General features: G+C 74.2%; 16 protein-coding genes. 8 read left to right on the top strand and 8 right to left on the bottom strand.

Annotated features, from left to right (window positions below; genetic code table 11):
- Positions 1 to 148: 148 nt before the first annotated feature.
- The 3 genes from Van01_RS16570 to Van01_RS16560 are packed head-to-tail and all read left to right on the top strand — an operon-like array spanning position 149 to position 4,992.
- Positions 149 to 1,204 (top strand): AAA family ATPase, encoded by a 1,056-nt coding sequence (locus tag Van01_RS16570; protein WP_099850998.1) that lies wholly within the window; start codon positions 149 to 151, stop codon positions 1,202 to 1,204.
- 1 nt (position 1,205) lies between these two features.
- Positions 1,206 to 2,504 carry a DUF58 domain-containing protein gene (locus Van01_RS16565; RefSeq protein WP_204007902.1) on the top strand — a complete coding sequence of 433 codons (1,299 nt, stop codon included), beginning with the start codon at positions 1,206 to 1,208 and terminating at the stop codon, positions 2,502 to 2,504.
- A 16-nt stretch (positions 2,505 to 2,520) separates the two neighbouring features.
- Positions 2,521 to 4,992 carry a transglutaminase TgpA family protein gene (locus Van01_RS16560; RefSeq protein WP_204007900.1) on the top strand — a complete coding sequence of 824 codons (2,472 nt, stop codon included), beginning with the start codon at positions 2,521 to 2,523 and terminating at the stop codon, positions 4,990 to 4,992.
- 271 nt (positions 4,993 to 5,263) lie between these two features.
- On the opposite strand, the gene Van01_RS16555 is transcribed toward Van01_RS16560, so the two are convergent.
- The 8 genes from Van01_RS16555 to Van01_RS16520 form a co-directional block, all read right to left on the bottom strand.
- On the bottom strand, positions 5,264 to 5,659 hold the full coding sequence (locus Van01_RS16555) for an SCO2097 family morphological protein (RefSeq protein WP_099850992.1): 396 nt from the start codon (positions 5,657 to 5,659) through the stop codon (positions 5,264 to 5,266).
- Between the two features lie 115 nt (positions 5,660 to 5,774).
- On the bottom strand, positions 5,775 to 7,034 hold the full coding sequence (locus Van01_RS16550; RefSeq protein WP_204007897.1) for a DNA polymerase IV: 1,260 nt from the start codon (positions 7,032 to 7,034) through the stop codon (positions 5,775 to 5,777).
- Positions 7,035 to 7,072: 38 nt separating this feature from the next.
- Positions 7,073 to 8,245 (bottom strand): alkaline phosphatase family protein, encoded by a 1,173-nt coding sequence (locus tag Van01_RS16545; protein ID WP_204007895.1) that lies wholly within the window; start codon positions 8,243 to 8,245, stop codon positions 7,073 to 7,075.
- The gene (locus Van01_RS16540) at positions 8,242 to 9,006 is read right to left on the bottom strand and encodes a methyltransferase domain-containing protein (RefSeq protein WP_204007962.1); all 765 of its coding nucleotides are present in this window, start codon (positions 9,004 to 9,006) and stop codon (positions 8,242 to 8,244) included. The genes Van01_RS16545 and Van01_RS16540 overlap by 4 nt, the downstream gene beginning before the upstream one ends.
- Positions 9,007 to 9,052: 46 nt before the next feature.
- The gene (locus tag Van01_RS16535; protein WP_204007893.1) at positions 9,053 to 12,439 is read right to left on the bottom strand and encodes an error-prone DNA polymerase; all 3,387 of its coding nucleotides are present in this window, start codon (positions 12,437 to 12,439) and stop codon (positions 9,053 to 9,055) included.
- A gap of 102 nt (positions 12,440 to 12,541) precedes the next feature.
- Entirely contained in the window at positions 12,542 to 14,521 is a 1,980-nt protein-coding gene (locus Van01_RS16530) for a DNA polymerase Y family protein (protein WP_204007891.1), read from the bottom strand.
- Positions 14,514 to 15,239, bottom strand: a complete 726-nt coding sequence (gene imuA', locus Van01_RS16525; RefSeq protein WP_204007889.1) for a DnaE2-dependent mutagenesis accessory factor ImuA' — start codon at positions 15,237 to 15,239, stop codon at positions 14,514 to 14,516. Before imuA' ends, Van01_RS16530 begins: the two co-directional genes overlap by 8 nt.
- Before the next feature lie 131 nt (positions 15,240 to 15,370).
- A complete protein-coding gene (locus tag Van01_RS16520; protein WP_099850983.1) occupies positions 15,371 to 15,820 on the bottom strand; it encodes an SAV_6107 family HEPN domain-containing protein in 450 nt (149 codons plus the stop codon).
- 575 nt (positions 15,821 to 16,395) lie between these two features.
- Here Van01_RS16520 and Van01_RS16515 point away from each other — a divergent pair.
- The 5 genes from Van01_RS16515 to Van01_RS16495 all read left to right on the top strand — a co-directional run bounded on the left by Van01_RS16515 (position 16,396) and on the right by Van01_RS16495 (position 20,176).
- Complete coding sequence (locus Van01_RS16515) at positions 16,396 to 16,818, top strand: YbaK/EbsC family protein (protein WP_204007886.1); 423 nt, start codon at positions 16,396 to 16,398, stop codon at positions 16,816 to 16,818.
- 76 nt (positions 16,819 to 16,894) lie between these two features.
- Entirely contained in the window at positions 16,895 to 17,638 is a 744-nt protein-coding gene (locus Van01_RS16510; RefSeq protein WP_204007884.1) for a monooxygenase, read from the top strand.
- The gene (locus Van01_RS16505; protein WP_204007882.1) at positions 17,635 to 18,216 is read left to right on the top strand and encodes a GNAT family N-acetyltransferase; all 582 of its coding nucleotides are present in this window, start codon (positions 17,635 to 17,637) and stop codon (positions 18,214 to 18,216) included. The genes Van01_RS16510 and Van01_RS16505 overlap by 4 nt, the downstream gene beginning before the upstream one ends.
- Positions 18,213 to 19,052, top strand: a complete 840-nt coding sequence (locus Van01_RS16500; RefSeq protein ID WP_204007880.1) for a carotenoid biosynthesis protein — start codon at positions 18,213 to 18,215, stop codon at positions 19,050 to 19,052. Before Van01_RS16505 ends, Van01_RS16500 begins: the two co-directional genes overlap by 4 nt.
- Positions 19,049 to 20,176 (top strand): glycosyltransferase family 2 protein, encoded by a 1,128-nt coding sequence (locus Van01_RS16495; protein WP_204007877.1) that lies wholly within the window; start codon positions 19,049 to 19,051, stop codon positions 20,174 to 20,176. Before Van01_RS16500 ends, Van01_RS16495 begins: the two co-directional genes overlap by 4 nt.
- Positions 20,177 to 20,189: the final 13 nt, after the last annotated feature.

Here is a 20,189-nt window from a genome sequence, read left to right as displayed (position 1 = left end):
CTGCGGCGGTCGGCGTTGACGACAAACATGGTTAGCCTGAGAGGCCAGTGAGATTGCCGCGGCACATGAGGCTCACACGTCGCGAACGAAACGGCGGGGCCAGGTGCTCTTGTAGAGAGCTGCCGTGACGGCGACGAGGAGGAGGCCCGTGACACAACAGACCTGGGACGAAGTTGGCGGTCTGCTGCCGTACGACGAGTTCCGCGCCGCCAGTGACGCGATCGTGACCAACATCGAACAGGTCATCGAGGGCAAGACCGCGACCGTGCGGCTGGCGCTGGCCGTCCTGCTCGCCGAGGGGCACCTGCTCATCGAGGACGTGCCCGGCGTCGGCAAGACCAAGCTGGCCAAGGCCCTCGCGCGGTCCATCGACTGTTCGGTACGCCGGATCCAGTTCACGCCCGACCTGCTGCCCAGCGACGTCACCGGCGTCAGCGTCTACAACCAGGAGACCCACGACTTCGAGTTCCGTCCGGGTGCCGTCTTCGCCAACCTGGTCGTCGGCGACGAGATCAACCGGGCCTCGCCGAAGACCCAGTCCGCGCTGCTGGAGTGCATGGAGGAACGGCAGGTCACCGTCGACGGGGTGACCTACCAGTTGCAGACGCCGTTCATGGTGATCGCCACCCAGAACCCGATCGAGATGGAGGGCACCTACCCGCTGCCGGAGGCGCAGCGCGACCGGTTCACCGCCCGCATCGCCATGGGATACCCGGACCCGACCGCCGAGCTGGCCATGCTCGACGGGCACGGTGCTGTCGATCCGCTGTCCGGGCTGCGGCCGGTCTCCGACGCCGACACCGTACGCCGGCTGATCGGTCACGTACGGCAGGTGCATGTCGCCGACGCGGTCAAGCAGTACGCGGTGGACCTGGTCACCGCCACCCGCGAGTCGCCCGACCTGCGCCTGGGCGCCTCACCCCGGTGCACGCTGCAGATGCTGCGCACCGCCCGCGCGGTGGCCGCCCTCGACGGGCGGGACTACGTCCTGCCCGACGACCTTCAGGTCCTCGCCGTTCCGGTGCTGGCGCACCGGATCATCCCCACGGCCGACGCCCAGCTCGCCCGGCGTACCACCGACGCGATCGTCGCCGACCTGGTGCATCGGCTCCCGCTGCCGCACGACCGTAAGCGCTCGCCGTACGACACCCGGCCCCCTGCTGGCGGTAACGGCCGGGCCCCCTTCGAGCCGCGGAGGCCGTGACGTGCGTGACGGCCTGCGCGGGCTGACCACCCGCGGCCGCTCCTTCCTGGCCGCGGCGGTGGCGGCGGCCATCTCCGCCGGCATCCTCGGCGAGAAGGACCTGCTGCGGGTGGCCGTGCTGCTGGCCGTCCTGCCGCTGCTCGCCGCGCTGTACGTCGGCCGCAGCCGGTACAAGCTCGCCTGCCACCGCTCGCTGGAACCGCACCGGGTGCCGGTCGGCGCGACCGCCCGGGTGGTGCTGCGCCTGCAGAACATGTCCCGGCTGCCCACCGGCACCCTGCTGCTGGAGGACCGGCTGCCGTACGCCCTCGGCAGCCGGCCCCGGGTGGTGCTGGAGCGGCTCGGCGCGCACCAGGCCAGTTCGGTGGCCTACACGGTGCGCGCCGACGTGCGTGGCCGGTACGAGGTGGGCCCGCTGGTGGTCCGGATGACCGACCCCTTCGGCCTCTGCGAACTCAGCCGCGCCTTCCCCGGCACCGACCGCCTGACGGTCGTTCCGCAGGTGGTCGGGCTGCCGTCGGTACGGCTGCCCGGCGAGTACACCGGCAGCGGTGAGAGCCGGGCCCGCTCGGTGGCGGTGCACGGCGAGGACGACGCGGCCACCCGGGAGTACCGGCGCGGCGACGACCTGCGCCGGGTGCACTGGAAGTCGACGGCGCGCACCGGTGAGCTGATGGTGCGCCGGGAGGAACAGCCCTGGGAGAGCCGGGCGACGGTCCTGCTGGACACCCGCGCGTACGGCCACCAGGGCGACGGCCCGACGGCCAGCTTCGAGTGGGCGGTCTCGGCCGCCGCAAGCATCGCCGTGCACCTGCGGCAGGCCGGCTACAAGCTGCGCCTGGTGACCGGCTCGGGCGCGGACGTCGACGCCGCCGAGGGTGCCGGCGACGGTCTGCTGCTCGACCAGCTCGCGGAGGTCCGGCTGGACCAGCGGGAGGAGCTCACCACCCTGGTGCAGCACGTCCGGCAGCGCTCCGACGGTGGGCTGATCATCGGCCTGTTCGGGTCGCTGAGCACCGCCGAGGCGGAACTGTTGGCCGGGCTGCGGGCCAACGGTGCCACCTGTATCTGTTTCCTGCTGGACAGCTCCGCCTGGCTGAACCTGCCGACGCCCGCGCGGGCCGAGGCCGACCAGGCGCACGACACCGCGGCGTTGGCGCTGCTGCACGCGGGGTGGCGGGTGATCGGCGTCGACCATGGCGGCCGGCTGCCGGCCCTCTGGCCGCAGGCCGGGCGGGGCTCGCAGGGGTTCGCGCTCCGGGCGGCGATGGCCGAGACCGTGGCCGGTGGCGTGCGATGAACGGAAGGTCCCCCTCATGATCGCCCATCGGAACCTGGGCCTGGTGGCCGCCGGCGCGACGCTGCTCGCGGCAGCGCCCCTGTCGGCCATCTTCGAACGCTGGACGTGGCTGGTCCAGGCAGTCATCGTGGTGGCCGCGGTGGCGGCCGCGGCGGCGCTGGCCCGGCTCGGCCGAACCCCGCTGTGGGTGCAGATCCTGGCCATGGTCGGCGGCCTCACGCTCGCCCTGACCTGGCTGTTCCCCAGCGGCAGTGAACTGCTGGCGGTGCTGCCCACCCCGGCCACCTTCGGGCACTTCGCGGAACTGCTCGGCAACTCGGTCGAGGACATGCGCTCCCACGGCGTGAAGGTCCCGGACACCGACCCGCTGCTGTTCGTCACGGTGCTCGGCATCGGCGGGGTGGCGGTGCTCGTGGACGTGCTCTGCGTCGGGCTGCGTCGCCCCGCGCTGGCCGGTCTCCCCATGCTCGCCATCTACTCGGTGCCGGTCGCGGTCTACGTGGACAGCGTCCCACCGGTGCCGTTCGCGATAGGCGCCGCCGGGTTCCTGTGGCTGCTGGTCACCGACAACGTGGACCGGGTCCGCCGGTTCGGCCGGCGGTTCACCGGCGACGGCCGCGACGTCGACGTCTGGGAGTCCTCGCCACTTGCCGCCGCCGGCCGCCGACTGGCGGTGGTGGGTCTCGCGTTGGCGGTGCTGGTGCCGCTGGCCGTGCCGGGAATGACGGCCGGGTTGATGACCACGCTCAACTCCGGTGCCGGCTCCGGCATCGGTCCCGGGTTCGGGGGCTCCCCCGGCCGGGTCGACCTCTTCGCCGCGCTCAGTGGGCAGCTCAACCAGTCCCAGGTGACCGACCTGGTTACGGTCACCACCACCGAAGAGGAACCGTTCTACCTGCGCTTCGGGGTCGCCGACGACCTGCGTACCGACGGTTTCCGGGTGCGTGGCCCCAACGGTAGGCGGGTCACCGGCGAGCTGCCCGACCCGTCGGGCCGGTCCCTGCCGGGCGTCGAACGGACCAGGCAACGGGCCACCGTGCAGGTCAGCCGGGAGCTGAACATGCCGCTGCTGCCGGTCTACGCCGAACCTGTCGGCTTCGGCGAGCTGGGCAACAACTGGTTCTACGACCCGAACCTGCAGGTCGTCTTCTCCAACCGGGAGAACTCCCGGGGCAAGGAGTACTCCTTCGACTACGTGCGCTCGTCGTTCAGTCCGCAGGCGCTGCGGCGGGCCCAGCCACTGCCGGCCGACCTGCCCCTGCGCCGGCAGCAGACAGTGACGCCGGACGTGCCGGAGGTCCGGGCCCTGGTGGAGGATCTGACCCGGGGGGCGCGCACCGAGTACGACAAGGTGCGGGCCATCTACGACTACTTCTCCGAGGACAACGGCTTCAGCTACCGGCTCAGCACCGAGCAGGGCACCAGCGGCCAGGCCATTCTCGACTTCCTGGAGAACAAGGTCGGCTACTGCCAGCAGTACGCCGCGGCGCTTGCCTGGATGGTCCGCGACGCCGGGATCCCGGCCCGGGTCGCCTTCGGGTTCACCAACGGCAGCCGGCGCAGCGACGACACCCTCACCCTGACCAACCGCAACCTGCACGCCTGGACGGAGGTCTACTTCGACCAGATCGGCTGGGTGCCCTTCGACGCCACTCCGGCCTACGGCGTACCCGGCTCGACCCGCTCGGCGTGGGCACCGGACGTGGACGCCCCGGAGGAGAGCACGCCGCAGGGCGGCACCTCGGACACGCCCGACGAGACGGATCCGTCGACCGAGGCGGAGCAGGGACCGAACCAGTTCGAGGAGGGCGAGGACCCGGGCGCGGCGCTCGGCTCCGACGGTCCTGCGGAGCAGCGGCCCATCTGGCCGCTGCTGGTCGCCGCCAGCGTCCTGGCACTGCTGGTCCTGCTCGCCGTGCCAGCGCTGCGCCGGCTCGCCCTGCGCCGGCGTCGAGGCCGGCCGGCACCGGCGGTGCGGACTGTCGACACGTCGGACACCGCACCGTCCGCGACCGGGCAACCGGCGATGGTGGTCGCCACCGATCCGGACCGGGCCCGCGCCGACGCGCACGCCGCCTGGGACGAGCTGATCGACACGCTTGTCGACTACCGGGTCGGAGTGGACCGGACGGAGACCCCACGGGCCACCGCGGAGCGGCTGGCCCGGGAGCGGCTGGCCGCGCGGACCGATGCCGGTTCGGCGGTACGCCTGCTCGGGCGGGCCGAGGAGCGGGCCCGCTACGCCCGGGACCCGTTGACCGGCGAACCGCTGCCGGCGGCCCTGCGGACGGTGCGTGGCGCTCTCGCCGAGCAGGCGGACCGACGGACCCGGCTGGTGGCGACGGTACTGCCACCGTCGGTGTTGTCCCGGTGGCGCACCGCCATCGCGGACAACTCGTCACGGCTCGTCAACTCCGGCGGCCAGGTGCGTCGGAGGCTGCTGCGGTTCAGTCCGCGCCGGCTGATCGCCAGCCGCGCGGGTCGCTGAACGTCGGTGCCGGCGACCCGAACTGTGGTCGCCGGCATTCGACCCGCCGCGTCCGGCAGGTCATGTCACGGTGAGGCCTCGCTCGACGCGGGCGTCGCCTGTCGGCGACCCGACAGGCCACGGCAATGCGGGGAAAAAACAACCGGCAACAGAGCGCAGCGGCAGCAGGCGGCCCGGAGCCTCGAACGGCACCCTGGCGGGTCGCGCACCGGCTCACCCCGGGCGGTCGGCCCGGGGTGACGTGCTTCCTCGCGTCAGCGGCGGAACGGGGTCAGCGGTGCCCCTCCGGGCGCTGCCGCCACCGGTCCTCCATCCGGTCGAGGAAACCCGACCTCCGGCCGGCACGGCCGCGGGACCGGCGACGACTCGCCGTGCCCCCGACGACGTGCAGGTCAGGTGACTGCGCCCGACGGTGCGACTGCACCGCGAACGCCGCCGAGGCCAGCATGACAACGAATCCCGCCACTGCCAGCGGCGGAGTTTTGATCACCGCGCCATAGACCAGCAACGCCAGGCCAGCGATGATCACGCCGGCAGCGACGAGCAGGCGACGCCGCGCATGGAAGCGCGGATCGCTGGCGCGCACGGCCGAGGCGAACTTGGGGTCCTCGGCAAGCGACCGCTCGATCTGCTCGAACAGCCGCTGCTCGTGCTCCGAGAGCGGCACGGCACTCCTCCCCGGTCACGTTGGTCGGTCCGGTCGGACCGACAGACCGTGGCAGCCAACCGGCTGCTTACCCGCAAGTCTACGAGGGCCCTCGCGCGTCGGAAAGCGGGACGACCTACGGCCGGGTCGGATTTTCATTTCGTCGGGGATCGCGCCCACCGAGAAGACTGGCCGGTCCTATGACGGACCGCCCGAAACGGGCAGCCGCCGCGTCGGCCGCGACCTCGGCTTCCCGCCAGCCCCGCTCCGGCTGCCCCAGGGCGAGCTGCCGCGGCGTCTCGGCCGCCGCCGTCAGTCCCTCCGCCCGGACACCGAGCAGGCGAATCCGCTCACCCGGGTTCAACGCGGTGTAGAGCGCCCAGGACGTGTCGAACATCTCCCGGGCCACGTCGGTGGGCACGTCCAGGGTGCGGGCCCGGCTCACGGTGCGGAAGTCGGCGGTGCGCACCTTGAGCGAGACCGTCCGTCCCACCTGCCCGCCGGCCCGCAGCCGGGCACCGACCTTCTCGGCCAGGGCCAGCAGCGTGCGGCGGATCTGCACCGGATCGTCGACGTCCGTGTCGAAGGTGACCTCCGCGCCTATCGACTTCTCCGCGTGCTCCGGGCTGACCCGCCGTGGGTCGCGCCCCCAGGACAGCTCGTGCAGGTGGGCGGCGGCCGCCTCGCCGAGCGCGGTCCGCAGCATGCCCAGCGGAGCCTGCGCGAGGTCACCGACGGTACGCAGACCGAGCCGCAGCAGCGCCTGCTCGGAGCGCTCCCCCACCCCCCACAACGCGCCGACCGGCAGCGGATGGAGGAACTCGAGCACCCGGTCGGCGGGCACCACGAGCAGACCGTCGGGTTTGGCGCGGGTCGAGCCGAGCTTGGCCACGAACTTGCTCGGCGCGACCCCCACCGAGCAGGTCAACCCCTGCTCCTCGGCGACCCGTTGCCGAATGCCGGCGGCGATCGCCGCCGGCCGGCCGAACAGTCGCCGGGCACCGGCGACGTCGAGGAACGCCTCGTCCAGGGAGAGCGGCTCCACCAGCGGCGTGACGTCCCGGAAGATCTGCATGACCGCCCGGGAGGCCGCCGAGTAGCTGGCGAAGTCGGGGGCGAGGAAGACCGCGTGCGGGCAGAGCGCCCGGGCGCGCATCGTGGGCATGGCACTGCGTACGCCGAACCGCCGGGCCTCGTAGCTGGCCGAACTGACCACACCGCGCGGACCGACCCCGCCGACCACGACGGCCCGGCCGCGTAGCTCGGGTCGGTGACGGACCTCCACCGAGGCGAAGAAGGCGTCCATGTCGACGTGCAGGATCGGGCACCCGGCGTCGTCGGCGCCGGGCCCGAACCGGGGATCGCCGCCCCGGGGTAGCGACTGGCTGCGGCCCACCCGCGCAGGTTAGCCCGCCGCTGTGACATTCCGGCCGGTCAGCCCCGCACCACGAGCAGCGGAATCGTCATCTCGGTCGCCGTGTCCGCCCCGTGGAAGGCCACCAGCCGGGACACCATCGGCGGTTCCGAACGACTGGCCAGCACCGCGTACGTGTCGTTGCAGACCACCACGACGTCGCCGATGCGGTCCAGGTGATCGGAGGGCACCGGCCCGAACCGGCCGCTGGCCACGGCCTCCTCCCGGGTCAGCACCCGGGCGGCGGTACCGAGCACGGCCGACCAGGCGGCCACCACGTCGGCGGTGGCCCCCGGCGCGACATGCAGGTAGCGCACCCGGGGCTCACCCGCGACCACCCGCACCCCGTCGGTCAGCCGCGGGTCGGTGTCCAGGTCGAACCGGTCTCCGTCCGGGATGTCGAGCTGCCCGTGGTCGGCGGTGACCAGCAGCGCGGCGTCGGGCGGCAGTCCGTCCACCAGCCGGGCCAGCAGCCCGTCCAACTCGGTCACCGCCACCCGCCACGGCAGCGAGTCGACGCCGCTGAGATGACCGTGCCGGTCGACGTCCGGGTGATAGGCGGAGACCAGGGTCGGACCGGCCCCGGCGGCCAGCGCGGCCAGCGTGGTGGCGGCCACCGCGTCGACCCCGGCCGCACCCCGGTAGTCACCGCCCCGGTTCGCGGCCAGGGTGAGACCGGTGCCGCCGAACTCCGGCCGGCTCACCACGGTGACCGCCACACCCGCCGCCCGGGCCCGTTCCAACTGGGTGGGCACCGGCTGCCAGCGCAGCGGATCGGGATCGCCGTCGAGCCACTCGATGTGGTTGAGCACCCGCTCGGTGCCCGGAACACGCACGGTGAAACCGAGCACCCCGTGCGCGCCCGGCGCCGTGCCGGTGCCCAGGGTGACCAGGCTGGTCGGGGTGGTGGAGGGAAACCCGGAGGTGAGTGGCCGGCCCGAGGCGGCGGTCAGCCCGGTCAGGGTCGGGGCGTACGGCGCGGCGGTCGGGATCTGGTACCAGCCGAGGCCGTCGACAAGCAGCACCGCGATCCGGCGCACCCCCGACAGTTCGGCGGCGAGACCGAGCGGGTCCGTGGCACCGGGGACACCGAGCACGGCCAGCGCGCTGGGCAGCACGTCGGCGAGGCTTCCGCCGCCGTATCCCGGCGCGACGACCTCCAGCGGCCGGGCCCGGCCGACCACGCCGGTCATGCCGGGCGGCGGGCGAACAGGTGCAGCTGGGCCGCCACGTCCCGCCAGGGTGCCCGCGCGGCAAGCGTCCGCTCCAACTCGACAAGGGCAGCGGCCTGGCCGTCCGCCACCGCCGCGGGCAGCAGGTCGGCGAGGACGCGTACGCCGTGGATCTCCTCGACGGTGAGGCCGGCGGCGGCCAGCAGCGCGGCGGCGCTCTCGACGTCGAAGCGGCGGCGCAGGGTGTCCCGGGCCCCGGCGGCGCCCGCCGGGTCGGCGGCCAGCGCGGCGGCCACGTCGAGGTGCCCGTTCATCGCCCGGCCGAGCACCGCGGCGGCCCGCCCGGCGACCAGCACGCTCGCCGCGCCACCCGGTCGCAGCACACCGGCCAGCGCGGACACCACAGGCGCCGGATCGTCGACGACCTCCAACACCGCGTGGCAGAGCACCAGGTCGACGCTGGCCGGCTCGATCAAACCGGCCAACGCGTCGCCGTCGCCCTGCACCGCGCGTACCCGCCCGGCGACCCCGGCCTCCGCGGCCCGGCGGCTGAGCGCGGCGAGCGCGTCGGGACTGGCGTCGACCACCGTCACCCGGTGCCCGGCCCGGGCCAGCGGCACCGCGAAACCACCGGTGCCACCTCCCACGTCCAGCACGGTCAGCTCGGCGGCCGGCCGGCGGTCCAACTCGGCGCGCAGCACCGACCAGACCACGGCGGTACGGGGGGTGAGCGGCGGCCCGGCCGGGCCTGGGGTCTGTTCCACCCGGTCGAGCCTAGTCAGCCGGGCACAGATCGCCAGGGGGCACCTGCCTGCCGTCGCCCCGCCGTCAGCGGAAGTCGCGGGAGGTGGGCCGGACCGGTGGTTCGATCGCGTCGAGTCGGTCGGCGACCAGGTTGACCACCCCCTCGTGCCGCTGCAACAGCCCCCGCACCACAAGCGCCGCACTGGTGCGGGCCACCCGCCGATGCCGCTGCCACAGCCCCGGCGAGCAGGTGACGTTGAGCATGCCTGTCTCGTCCTCCAGGTTGAGGAAGGTGACCCCACCGGCGGTCGCCGGGCGCTGCCGGTGGGTGACGATCCCGCCGACCCGGATCCGCCGACCCGGCTCCACCCGGCCCAGCCTGTCGATCGGCACCGCGCCCACCGCGTCCAGCTGCGGCCGGATGAACCGGGCCGGATGGCTCTCCGGCGACAACCCGGTGGCCCACACGTCGGCGACCAGCCGGTCCACCTCCTCCATGCCGGGCAGGACGGGCGCCGCCGTACCGGTCACCGTGCCGGGCAGCCGGCCGGGCCGCTCCTGGGCCGCCGCGCCGGCCGCCCAGAGCGCCTGCCGCCGGCTCAGTCCGAAACAGGCGAAGGCGTCCGCGGTGGCCAGCGCCTCCAGCTGCGCGGCGGTCAGACCCACCCGCCGGGCCAGGTCCGGCATGTCCCGGTACGGGCCGTTCGCCGCCCGTTCGGCCTCGATCCGCTCGGCCACGCCGTCGCCGAGGGTACGCACGCCGGACAGCCCGAGCCGGACCGCCGGACCGCCCAGCCCCCAGGCGTGCGGCGGTTCCCCCGCCCGGCTGCCCCAGCGGGTGTCCGGGGTGGACTCCAGCACCGGCTTCGCGTCGCTGGCGTTGACATCCGGACGGCGTACCTCCACACCGTGCCGGCGGGCGTCGTCGACAAGGGTCTGCGGCGAGTAGAAACCCATCGGCTGGGCGCTGAGCAGCGCGGCCAGGAACGGGCCCGGGTGGTAGCGCTTCAGCCAGGAACTGGCGTAGACCAGGTAGGCGAAGCTCATCGCGTGGCTCTCCGGGAAGCCGTAGCTGGCGAACGCGGTGAGCTTGCGGTAGACGTCGTCGGCCAGCTCACCGGTGATGCCACGCTCGGCCATGCCCCGGTAGAGCCGGTCGGCGATCTGCTCCATCCGCTGCACCGACCGTTTGGCGCCCATCGCCCGGCGCAACTGGTCGGCCTCGGCCGCGTCGAAGCCGGCCAGGTCGATGGCGAGCTGCATCAACTGCTCCTGGAACAGCGGCACGCCGAGGGTCTTCTCCAGCGCGTTGCGCATCAGCGGATGGGCGAAGGTCACCGGCTCCTGGCCGTTCTTGCGCCGGATGTACGGATGCACCGAGCCGCCCTGGATCGGCCCGGGCCGGATCAGCGCCACCTCGACCACCAGGTCGTAGAACGCCCGGGGCTTGAGCCGGGGCAGGGTGGCCATCTGGGCGCGGCTCTCCACCTGGAACACCCCTACCGAGTCGGCCCGGCAGAGCATGTCGTAGACCTCGGGATCGTCGAGCGCCATGTCGCCCAGATCCAGGCTCATCCCGATCATGTCGTAGCCGTAGTGCAGGGCCGACAGCATGCCGAGGCCGAGCAGGTCGAACTTGACCAGGCCGACGGCGGCGCAGTCGTCCTTGTCCCACTGGAGCACGCTGCGGCCGGGCATCCGCCCCCACTCCACCGGGCAGACCTCGATCACCGGCCGGTCGCAGATCACCATGCCGCCGGAGTGGATGCCCAGGTGCCGGGGGAACGTCTGGAGTTCGTTGGCGTACGCGACCACCTGCTCGGGGATCTCCGGCACGTCCACCGTGGCCACGTCGCCCCACCTGTCGATCTGCTTGCTCCACGCGTCCTGCTGGCCGGGTGGGAAGCCGAACGCCTTGGCCACGTCCCGCACCGCCGAACGGGGCCGGTAGGAGATCACGTTCGCGACCTGGGCGGTGTGCTCCCGGCCGTACCGGGTGTAGACGTGCTGGATGACCTCCTCCCGCCGGTCGGACTCGATGTCCACGTCGATGTCGGGCGGCCCGTCCCGCTCGGGCGCCAGGAACCGTTCGAACAGCAACCGGTGCCGGACCGCGTCCACGTTCGTGATCCGCAGCGCGTAGCAGACCGCCGAGTTCGCCGCCGAACCCCGACCCTGGCAGTAGATGTCCGCCCGCCGGCAGAAGTCGACGATGTCGTAGACCACCAGGAAGTAGCCGGGGAAGCCCAGCTCCTCGATCATGTTCAGCTCGTGGTCGAGCTGCGCGTACGCCTGCGGATGCGCCTCGCGCGGGCCGTAGCGTTCCCGCGCACCCTGCTCGGTGAGGTGGCGCAGCCAGCTCATCTCGCTGTGCCCCGGCGGCACTGGGTACGCCGGCAGCTGCGGCGCGACGAGTTGGAGGTCGAAGGCCAGTTCCGCGCCGAACTCGGCGGCCCTGGCCACCGCACCCGGGTACGCGGCGAACCGGGCCGCCATCTCGGCGCCGTCCCGCAGATGGGCGGTGCCCGCCGCGGGCAGCCAGCCGTCGATCTCGTCCAGGCTGCGCCGGGCCCGGACGGCGGCAAGTGTGGTGGCCAGCCGACGCCGCCCCGGGGTCGCGTAGTGCACGTTGTTCGTGGCCACGGTGGGCAGCCCGGCGGCGGCCGCCAACTCGGCCAGGGCGTCGTTGCGGTCACCGTCGACCGGATGCCCGTGGTCGGTCAGCTCCACCGCCACCGTCTCCGCGCCGAACAGCGCGGTGAGCCGGTCCAGCTCGCGGGCCGCCGCGTCGACCCCCTCGGTGAGCAGGGCGGCCGGCACGTGGCCCTTGCGGCAGCCGGTGAGCACCAGCACGTGGTCCCGCAGGTCGGCGGCGATCTCCTCCAGCTCGCCGTAGACCGGGCGGCCCTTCTCACCGCCCCTCAGCTGGGCCCGGGCGATCGTCGTGGCCAGCCGGGCGTACCCCTCGTGGCCGTGGGCCAGCAGCAACAGGTGGTTGCCGTGCGGGTCGGGTACGCCGTTCTGCGGGCCGGGCAGCCCGAGGGACAGCTCCGCCCCGAAGATCGTCGGCAGGCCCAGCGCACGGGCCACCTCGGCGAACCGCACCACACCGTAGAAACCGTCGTGGTCGGTGACGGCGAGCGCGGTCAGCCCCAACCGGACGGCCTCCTCGGCCAGTTCCTCGGGATGGCTGGCACCGTCGAGGAAGCTGAAATTGGTGTGCGCGTGCAGTTCGGCGTAAGGCGGCACGCCGTCGGGCCGGGCCAGCTCCGGCGGTCGGTAGTGCTCCCGCCGCCGGCTCCAGGCCGGCGAGTCGCCCCCGTCGGCGTCGACCGCGAGGGGATCCACCACGTGCAGGTGCCGACCCGCACCGCCGCCCTTCCCACCGGCACTGTCCTTCCCACCGGCTGGCCGCCCGGAGAGCACCCGCTCCAGCTCCGACCACGGCAACCGGGGATTGTGGAAACTCACCGCCGCCACCTCGCCGTCGCGCAGGACGCCGTATCTCGTGCCCTCAACCGGCCCGGATGCCCCGACATACCGCAACTGGTGAAGCCCGTACCAGGATCCACGTCAGTCATAGATCGCCTCCACCAGCCACCGGCCGGACTCGACGGCGAGCAGCAGAGCGGTGCCGTCGGCCAGGCGGACCTGGAAGCGGGCTCGGCGGCGGGCCTCGGCCGGGGCCCACCACCGCTCGTCGACCGGCCACGGACCGGCCCAACCGACGATCTCGACCCACGCGACCGTGCCACCACGGAGGGCAGCGGCCGAAGAGGGGGTGGCCGAAGGGGCGGCGACCGAAGGGGCAGCGATGGCCGAAGGGACGGAACCCGGGGCGGGAGTGGGGCCGGTGGGCTGCGGCGGCATCGTGCCGATGCTCAGCCGGGCCGGTGGGGCGCTCACCGCCAGCCGGGCGCTCACCACCACCGGCGTGCCGGTGGCGTCGAGCACGCTGGCGGCGAGCGGGGTGGGCAGCACCACGGCCGGCGAGGGCGGCGGCAGTCGCCCCGGCCAGGGCGGTGCGGCCGGCCCGGAACTCACCCGGCCGCCACCCCGACCCGGCTTCCACTCGAACCCGACCCCGGGCCGGGCAGACCCACCCCCACCCGCCCCCACGGCAGCCGATCCCCCAGCGACGCCGGGACCAGCAGCACCGGAAGCAGCAGCACCGGAAGCAGCAGCACCGGGACCAGTGGCACCGAATGCGGCGGCACCGAGGGCGGCGGCGTCAGCAGCGCCGGAAGCGGCGCCGGAGGCAGCGGCACCCGGAGCAGCGGCGCCGAACGCGGCGGTGGCGGGGCCGGCGGGGCCAGCGAAAGCGGTGCCCGGACGGGCCGGGAGCCGTTCGTCGCCCCAGGGCACCAGCCGGGTCTGGTCGGCCGGGGACCGCCCACCGCCGAGCACCGCGGTGACCACCGCCTCGGGGCCGAGCAGACCCTGCACCCGGCTCAGCGCGCGGTGCGCCCGTTCACGTTCCGCGCCGGTCTCCCCCCACAACCCGGGTTGCAGGCCGGTCTGGGCCAGCACCCCGTCCGGCAGCAGCCGGAGCCGGATGATCCCGGCCGTGGGACGGGCCGGCCGGTCGCCGCCACGACGGGCACCGGAGAGCCAGCCGTCCAGTTGCCAGCGGACCCGGTCGGCGATCGCCGCCGCGGTGAGCAGCCCGTCGTGCCGCCAGACCCGGTGCAGTTCCTGACCGTGCGCGGTGACCGCCTCGATGCCCAGGCGGGTGCAGGCCAGTCCGTACCCGGCGAGCCGTTCGTGCAGTTGCTCGGCCAGCGTCCGGGCGGCGAACGCCGCCACGTCGATCCGGTCGATCGGCTCGTCCAGGTCGGCGGTGACCGTCAGGTCGACCGGCGGACGGCGCACCGCGAGCGGCCGGTCGTCCTGGCCAGCGGCCAGCCGGTGGGCCAGGGCCCCGTCGAACCCGAACCGGGCCAGCACGTCGCCGGCGGGCAGCGCGGCGAAGTCGCCGAGCGTACGCACCCCGAGCCGGCGCAACAGGTCGGCCAGGGCGGAGCGGCCGAGCGCCTCGACGGGTTGCCCGGCCAGGAACTCCGCCGTCCCGCCGGGCGGCACGATCCGTCCCTCTCGGGCGGCCAGCCCCGCGGCGAAGACCCCGGCGGCGACACCGACCTGGCTCTCCACCGCGCAACTGAGGGCTACCTGCTCGACGATCCGTTCGGCGGCAGCCTCCTCACCACCCAGATAGCGGCTCGGCCCCCGCGCGGCCAGCGCGCAGGCCCCCGGGCGGATCACCTCCACCCCGACCGCCACCTCCTCGACAGCGGCCACCACCGGCTCGAACGCCCGCGCGTCCCGCCCCGGATCGTGGTCGACGACGGTGAGTCCGGAGCAGCGTCCCTGCGCCTCCCGCCGACGCAGCCCTCGGCGTACCCCCTCCGCGCGCGCCCGCTCCGAACAGGCGATCACCCGATTGGCGTGCAGCACCGCGACCGCCCCGGTGGCGGGCACCCCGTCGACGATCTCGGCGGCGAGCACCGGCCAGTCCGGGCACCACAGCAGCAGCGTCCGGACCGGTTCACCCACGGCCCGCCACCACCCGCAGGCGAGTGGCACCCGACCGGGCGGCCACGGCCGGACCGGGGACGACCCGGGTCAGGTCGTCACCGGGCAGCCAGACCTTGACCTCCCGGGGACGGGCGGCGGCGCCCCGCCCGCGAGCCGAGATGGTCACCTCCCGGCGGCGCAGCCGGCCCCGCCCCGCCCCGAGCCCCTGCCAGATCCCACGGACCACCTGGAGCGTCACGTCCGCGCCGTCCCACCGGCCGTACGGCACCAGCACGCTGCCACGTTGCCGGGCCCGCGCGGCCAACCGGTCGGCGACGGAGGCGGAGACGGTGGACGGAACCGCGGTGACCACCACATCGACCCCGTCGATGAGCGCGGCGACGACTGTGGGCCACTCCGGACCGGGCTGCGGCACCAGGGCGAGCCGGTCCAGGACGATGCCGGCCTCGGCCGCCGCCCCGGCCCCGAAGGTCGGCATCCCGACCACCGCGCACCAGGACCCGGCGCGGGACGCCTCGGCGAGCAGCGCGAGCAACAACGAGGTGGTGCCACTGGGGCGATGCTGTCCGCCACCGACCGCGATGGTGCTGCCACGCCGCAGGCCCCGGTTGGGCAGCAACCCGGTCAACTCGGGCCGTACGGGCAGCACCCGGTGTCCACCCGCCGGGTCGGGTGCGCTGGCCGGGCGGACCAGCCCGGCCAGCGCGGCGGAACCGACCACCATGCGGCCCGCCATCGGACCTCCCCCGTCGTCGCCACGGACATCCGGCCCGTGGATGGTGCTGTCGTGGATCACAGGAACGTGCGCGTGGCGGGGCGGCGTCCGGCCACCCTGGGGTCCCGCCGGTGGTGGCCGGACGCCGCGGCTCAGGCGACGAGACCCTCGATCGCCGGTTGGTGCGCCAGGCCGAGCGCCGCCTCCACCACCGTCACGAACTCCTCGGCGGCGCGGAGCAGGTCGTCGGCCTCGCGGGCGGTGACCACCCGGGGTATGCCGGCCTCGGCGGCGGCCCGTTTGCCGGCACCGAGGGCGAAGTAGCTGGCCCACTCGTCGAGCTCGGGGGCGACGCTGGCGAGCAGCACCCAGACGCTTGTGATCCGGTGGCGGCGAACGGGGGCGGGACGGGCGCGGGCGGCGAGCACCGCTGCGGCGGCGCGCAGGGCAGCGAGATGGGCGGCGGCGTACCGGAGGCCGTCGGGGCCGGTCCGGGCGGCCTCGGCAAGCCCCTGCCGGGCCACCGCGAGCAACTGGACGGGAGTGCGGTGCGGCAGCACATGCGCGGGCACCGTCGGCGCCTGAGCCGGACTGGTCGGCATGGTCTCTCCTCCAGATGAGCCGGGGCGGGTCGGCGCACGACGGAGTCGATCCGTCGACGCGGAACCCGCGGCGGTCGGTGCGGAGGAAGACGCACCAGGTGGGGCGGCCGGCCGGGTGCGGAGCTTCCCCACACCACACCCGGCCGGCGTACCGGCGGGTCCGTCGTCCGCCGCCCGGGGGTCGTTGGGCGGCGGACGACGGTCCTGCCTGACGGGCCCGGACTCGCGACTGCCCGGAGCCCAGGTGCGGTCCGCGGCACCGCACCTGTCGGACGCCGGTGCCGCGAAACACCGGCCCCCGAGAGGGGTTGAAACGAACGTTCGAGGCAATCGAACACTCGTTCTAACTGCTGCTGACAGTACACCCTCCCTCCGACGAAAACGCAACGCACGACGCACACCAACTGCGCCCCGTCGGCCCACACTTGCCGATCATGCAGTTGTGGCGCCGAGAAGCTCCGGGAAAGTCCCACTTGCCAGGTGCCACAACTGCATGATCGGCGTGACCGGGGGTGGCCCGGGGGGGGGCGTGGCCGGTGGCGCGGTCGGTCCTCGTACCGGGAAGAATGGGCGGCATGCAGTCACACCCGAACGTCCGGGCGGTGCAGGACGCCCTCGACGCCGCGAACGCCCGGAACGGCTCCGACGCGCCCGCCACGGTCCGCCTGCTGCCCGACGCCGTGCACACCGCCGACGGGACCCCGCTGCTGGTGCTCACCTCCGGCGCGCACCGGGTGGACACCACCGCGCTGGCCACCCGGCTCACCGTCACCCGGCTGCGCCGGGCCACCCCGCAGTTCGTCAAGGAACACACCGGGCAGGTCATCGGCGGGGTCGCCCCGGTGGGTCACCCGCAGCCGCTGCGCACGCTCGTCGACACCGCCCTGGACAAGTACGACGAGATCTGGGCCGCCGGCGGCGTACCGCAGGCGGTCTTCCCCACCACGTACGCCGAGCTGCTGCGGGTCACCGGCGGGACCCCGACCGACGTGGCGTGAACGAGCGAAGCGAGCGAACCATCAGGCACAGCACAGTGGTGCCTCGCGCCGGCGGCCAGCGCAGCGAGGTGGCGGCGTGAGTCACCCGGAGAGTGTCCCCGAACTGGTCACCCTGCACGTGTGGCGGATCGCACCGGCCGCCGTGGGCCGGGCGTTGACCCGGATGGCTGTCGACCCGCGCCGGCTGCGTGCCCTGCCCGGCGTACGGTTCGGCAAGCTGCTCGGCACCGGAACCGGCACCGGCTTCGGGCCCGGCGACGCGGACCTGACCCGCTGGGCGGCGCTGACGGTCTGGGACTCCCCCGCCGCAGCCGCCCGGTTCGCCGACTCGCCGGTGGCGCGGGCCTGGTCCGGTCTCGCCCGCGCGGACGTCCGACTCGACCTGCGGCCACTGACCAGCCGGGGTGAATGGTCCGGACGGCGGCCGTTCGGTGAGCCCGCCGGCGGCCGGGTCACCGGCCCGGTGCTGGCGCTGACCCGGGCCCGACTCCGTCCGACCCGGGCACTCACCTTCTGGCGGGCGGTCCCGCCGGTGGCCGCGGCCCTGCACGCCGCACCCGGGCTGCTGGCCCGCTTCGGTGTCGGCGAGGCACCGCTGGGCTGGCAGGGCACGGTGAGCGTGTGGCGTGATCCGGCGGATCTCGTGGCGTTCGCGTACCGTCACCCGCAGCACCGGGCCGCGATCACCCGGACCGAGACCCAGCGGTGGTACGCGGAGGAACTCTTCGCCCGGTTCGAGGTGCGGGACGTGGTCGGCGACCGGACGGTACTGGGGTGGGTCACCGACGACGGTGGCCCGGCGAAGGGTGAGCGGGCATGAGGTTGGTGCGGTGGACACCTGACGATCTCCTCCGGCGGCTGGACGACGTGGTGGCCGTCTACGGCGAGGCGATGGGTTACCGCGCCGACCTGCTGGAGGCCCGTCGCGGCTACATCGCCACCCACGTACGCCGGCCCGGCTTCCGCGCCGTGGCCAGCCTCACCAGCTCCGGTCACCTGGCCGGGTTCGGGTACGGCTACGTCGGCGCCGCCGGCCAGTGGTGGCACGACCAGGTCTGGCGGGCGCTGGACCAGGCCACCCGGCGACGCTGGCTGACCGACTGCTTCGAGGTGGTGGAGTTGCACGTGCGGCCGCCGGCGCAGGGGCACGGGCTGGGCGCCGGGCAACTGCGCGCCCTGCTCACCATGGCCGAGGGCGCCACCACCCTGCTGTCCACCCCGGAGGCCGACGAGCAGACCTCGCGCGCTTGGCGGCTGTACCGCCGGTTCGGCTTCGTCGACGTGCTGCGCGACTTCCGTTTCCCCGGCGACGAACGCCCGTTCGGGGTGCTCGGCCGGGATCTGCCGCTGCCCGTGCCGGGGGCGACACCACAGGCGTCGGTGCCGGTGCGGTCATGACCGCACGGTCACCGGCCCGCGGTTACGCCTGGACGTTGCTGGCCCTGCTGGTACTGGCGCAGATCTGCTACCCGCTGACCGGCGGGGTCACCCGGGCCCGGCTGACCGTGGCCACAGTCGTGCTCGGCTACCTGCTCTCGGTCGGTCACGCCCTGGTCAGCCGGGGGTCACGGGCGGCGGTGGCGCTTGTCGCGGTGGCCACCGGCGGCGGGTTCGCCATCGAGGCGCTCGGCGTGGCCACCGGCTTCCCGTTCGGCAGCTACGACTATTCCGGCCAGCTCGGCCCGAAACTGGCAGGCGTTCCGCTGATCATCCCGCTGGCCTGGACCTGGATGGCCTGGCCGGCCTGGTTGGCGGCCACCCGGCTCACCGGCGGGGCACCCGGTCGGTGGCGCTGGCCGGGCCGGATCGCGTTGGCCACCGTCGGCTTGGCCGCCTGGGACCTCTTCCTCGATCCGCAGATGGTGGCCGAGGGACACTGGGTGTGGCGCGATGCCACGCCGGCCCTGCCCGGCCTGCCCGGCATCCCGGTCAGCAACTACCTGGGTTGGCTGCTGTTCGCGGTGCTGATGATGACCGCGCTGCGCCCGCTCGCCGGGCCCACCGTGGCCACCACCGGCGCCGTCGACCAGCCGATGTACGCGCTCTACCTGTGGACGTACGGCTCCAGCGTGCTGGCCCACGCCGTCTTCCTCGACCTGCCCGCCTCGGCGGTGTGGGGCGCGGTCGGCATGGCGGTGGTCGCCGTACCGCTGGCCGTCACCCTGCTGCGGGCCCGGCGCACCCGCGACCGGGACACCGGTTCGCCGCACTCACCGGTCGACGTGGCGGCATGACCGGCGCGCTGGTCCTGCTGCTCGGCGTCACCCTGCTGACCACGCACACACTCGTCAACGCCGGTCGCTGGCTGCGCCGGCCGACCGACAGGCCGGCGGCGGTCACCGAGACGGTGGCGGTGCTGCTGCCGCTGCGCGACGAGGCCGACCGGGTCACCCCGTGCCTGCGCGCCCTGCTCGCCCAGCGGGGAGTCCCCGGGCTGCGGGTGGTGGTGCTCGACGACGGTTCCACCGACGGCACCGCCGAGGTGGTCCGCGCCGTCGTCGCCGACGACCCCCGGGTCACCCTGCGCACCGGGGTGAACCCGCCGCCGGGCTGGCTGGGCAAGCCGCACGCCTGCTGGCAGTTGGCCACCGGCGTCGAGGAGCCGGTCACCGCGCTGGTCTTCGTGGACGCCGACGTGGTGCTCGACCCGTACGCCGTGGCGGCGGCGGTCACCGAACTACGCGCCGCCGGGGCGACGCTGCTGTCGCCGTACCCACGGATCGTGGTGCGGACGGCGGCCGACCGGTTGGTGCAGCCGCTGTTGCAGTGGTTGTGGCTGACCTTCCTGCCGCTGCGGGCGATGGAGCGTTCGTCCCGACCATCGCTGGCCGCGGCCGGCGGGCAGTTCCTGGTCGTCGACCGGGCCGGCTACCTGCGGGCCGGCGGGCACGCGGCGGTCGCCGACCGGGTGCTTGAGGACATCGAGCTGGCCCGGGCGGTGAAGCGGGCCGGTGGCCGGATCGCCCTCGCCGACGGCTCCCGACTGGCCAGCTGCCGGATGTACGAGGACTGGCCGCAGCTGCGCGACGGCTACACCAAGTCGTTGTGGGCCTCGTTCGGGCACCCGATCAGCGCGGCAGTGGTGCTGGCCCTGCTGCTGGCGCTCTACACCGCACCACCGCTGGTGGCCGTCGTGGCGCTGGTCGCCGGTGCGCCGGTGGTGGCCGGGGTCGCCGGGGTCGCGTACCTGGTGGGGGTGGTCGGGCGGGTGGTCAGCGCCCGGGCCACCGGCGGCCGGGCCTGGCCCGACGCGCTGGGCCACCCCGTGTCGGTCGCGGTCCTCGGTTGGCTGACCCTGCGGTCGTACCATCTGCGCAAGCGGCGGCGCCTGTCCTGGCGTGGCCGCCCGGTCGGCTAGTGCGGTGTTGAGG

The sequence above is a fragment of the Micromonospora andamanensis genome (assembly GCF_016863495.1).
In the GTDB taxonomy this organism is placed as follows: domain Bacteria; phylum Actinomycetota; class Actinomycetes; order Mycobacteriales; family Micromonosporaceae; genus Micromonospora; species Micromonospora andamanensis.
This window is presented reverse-complemented; position numbering and strand designations above follow the sequence as displayed.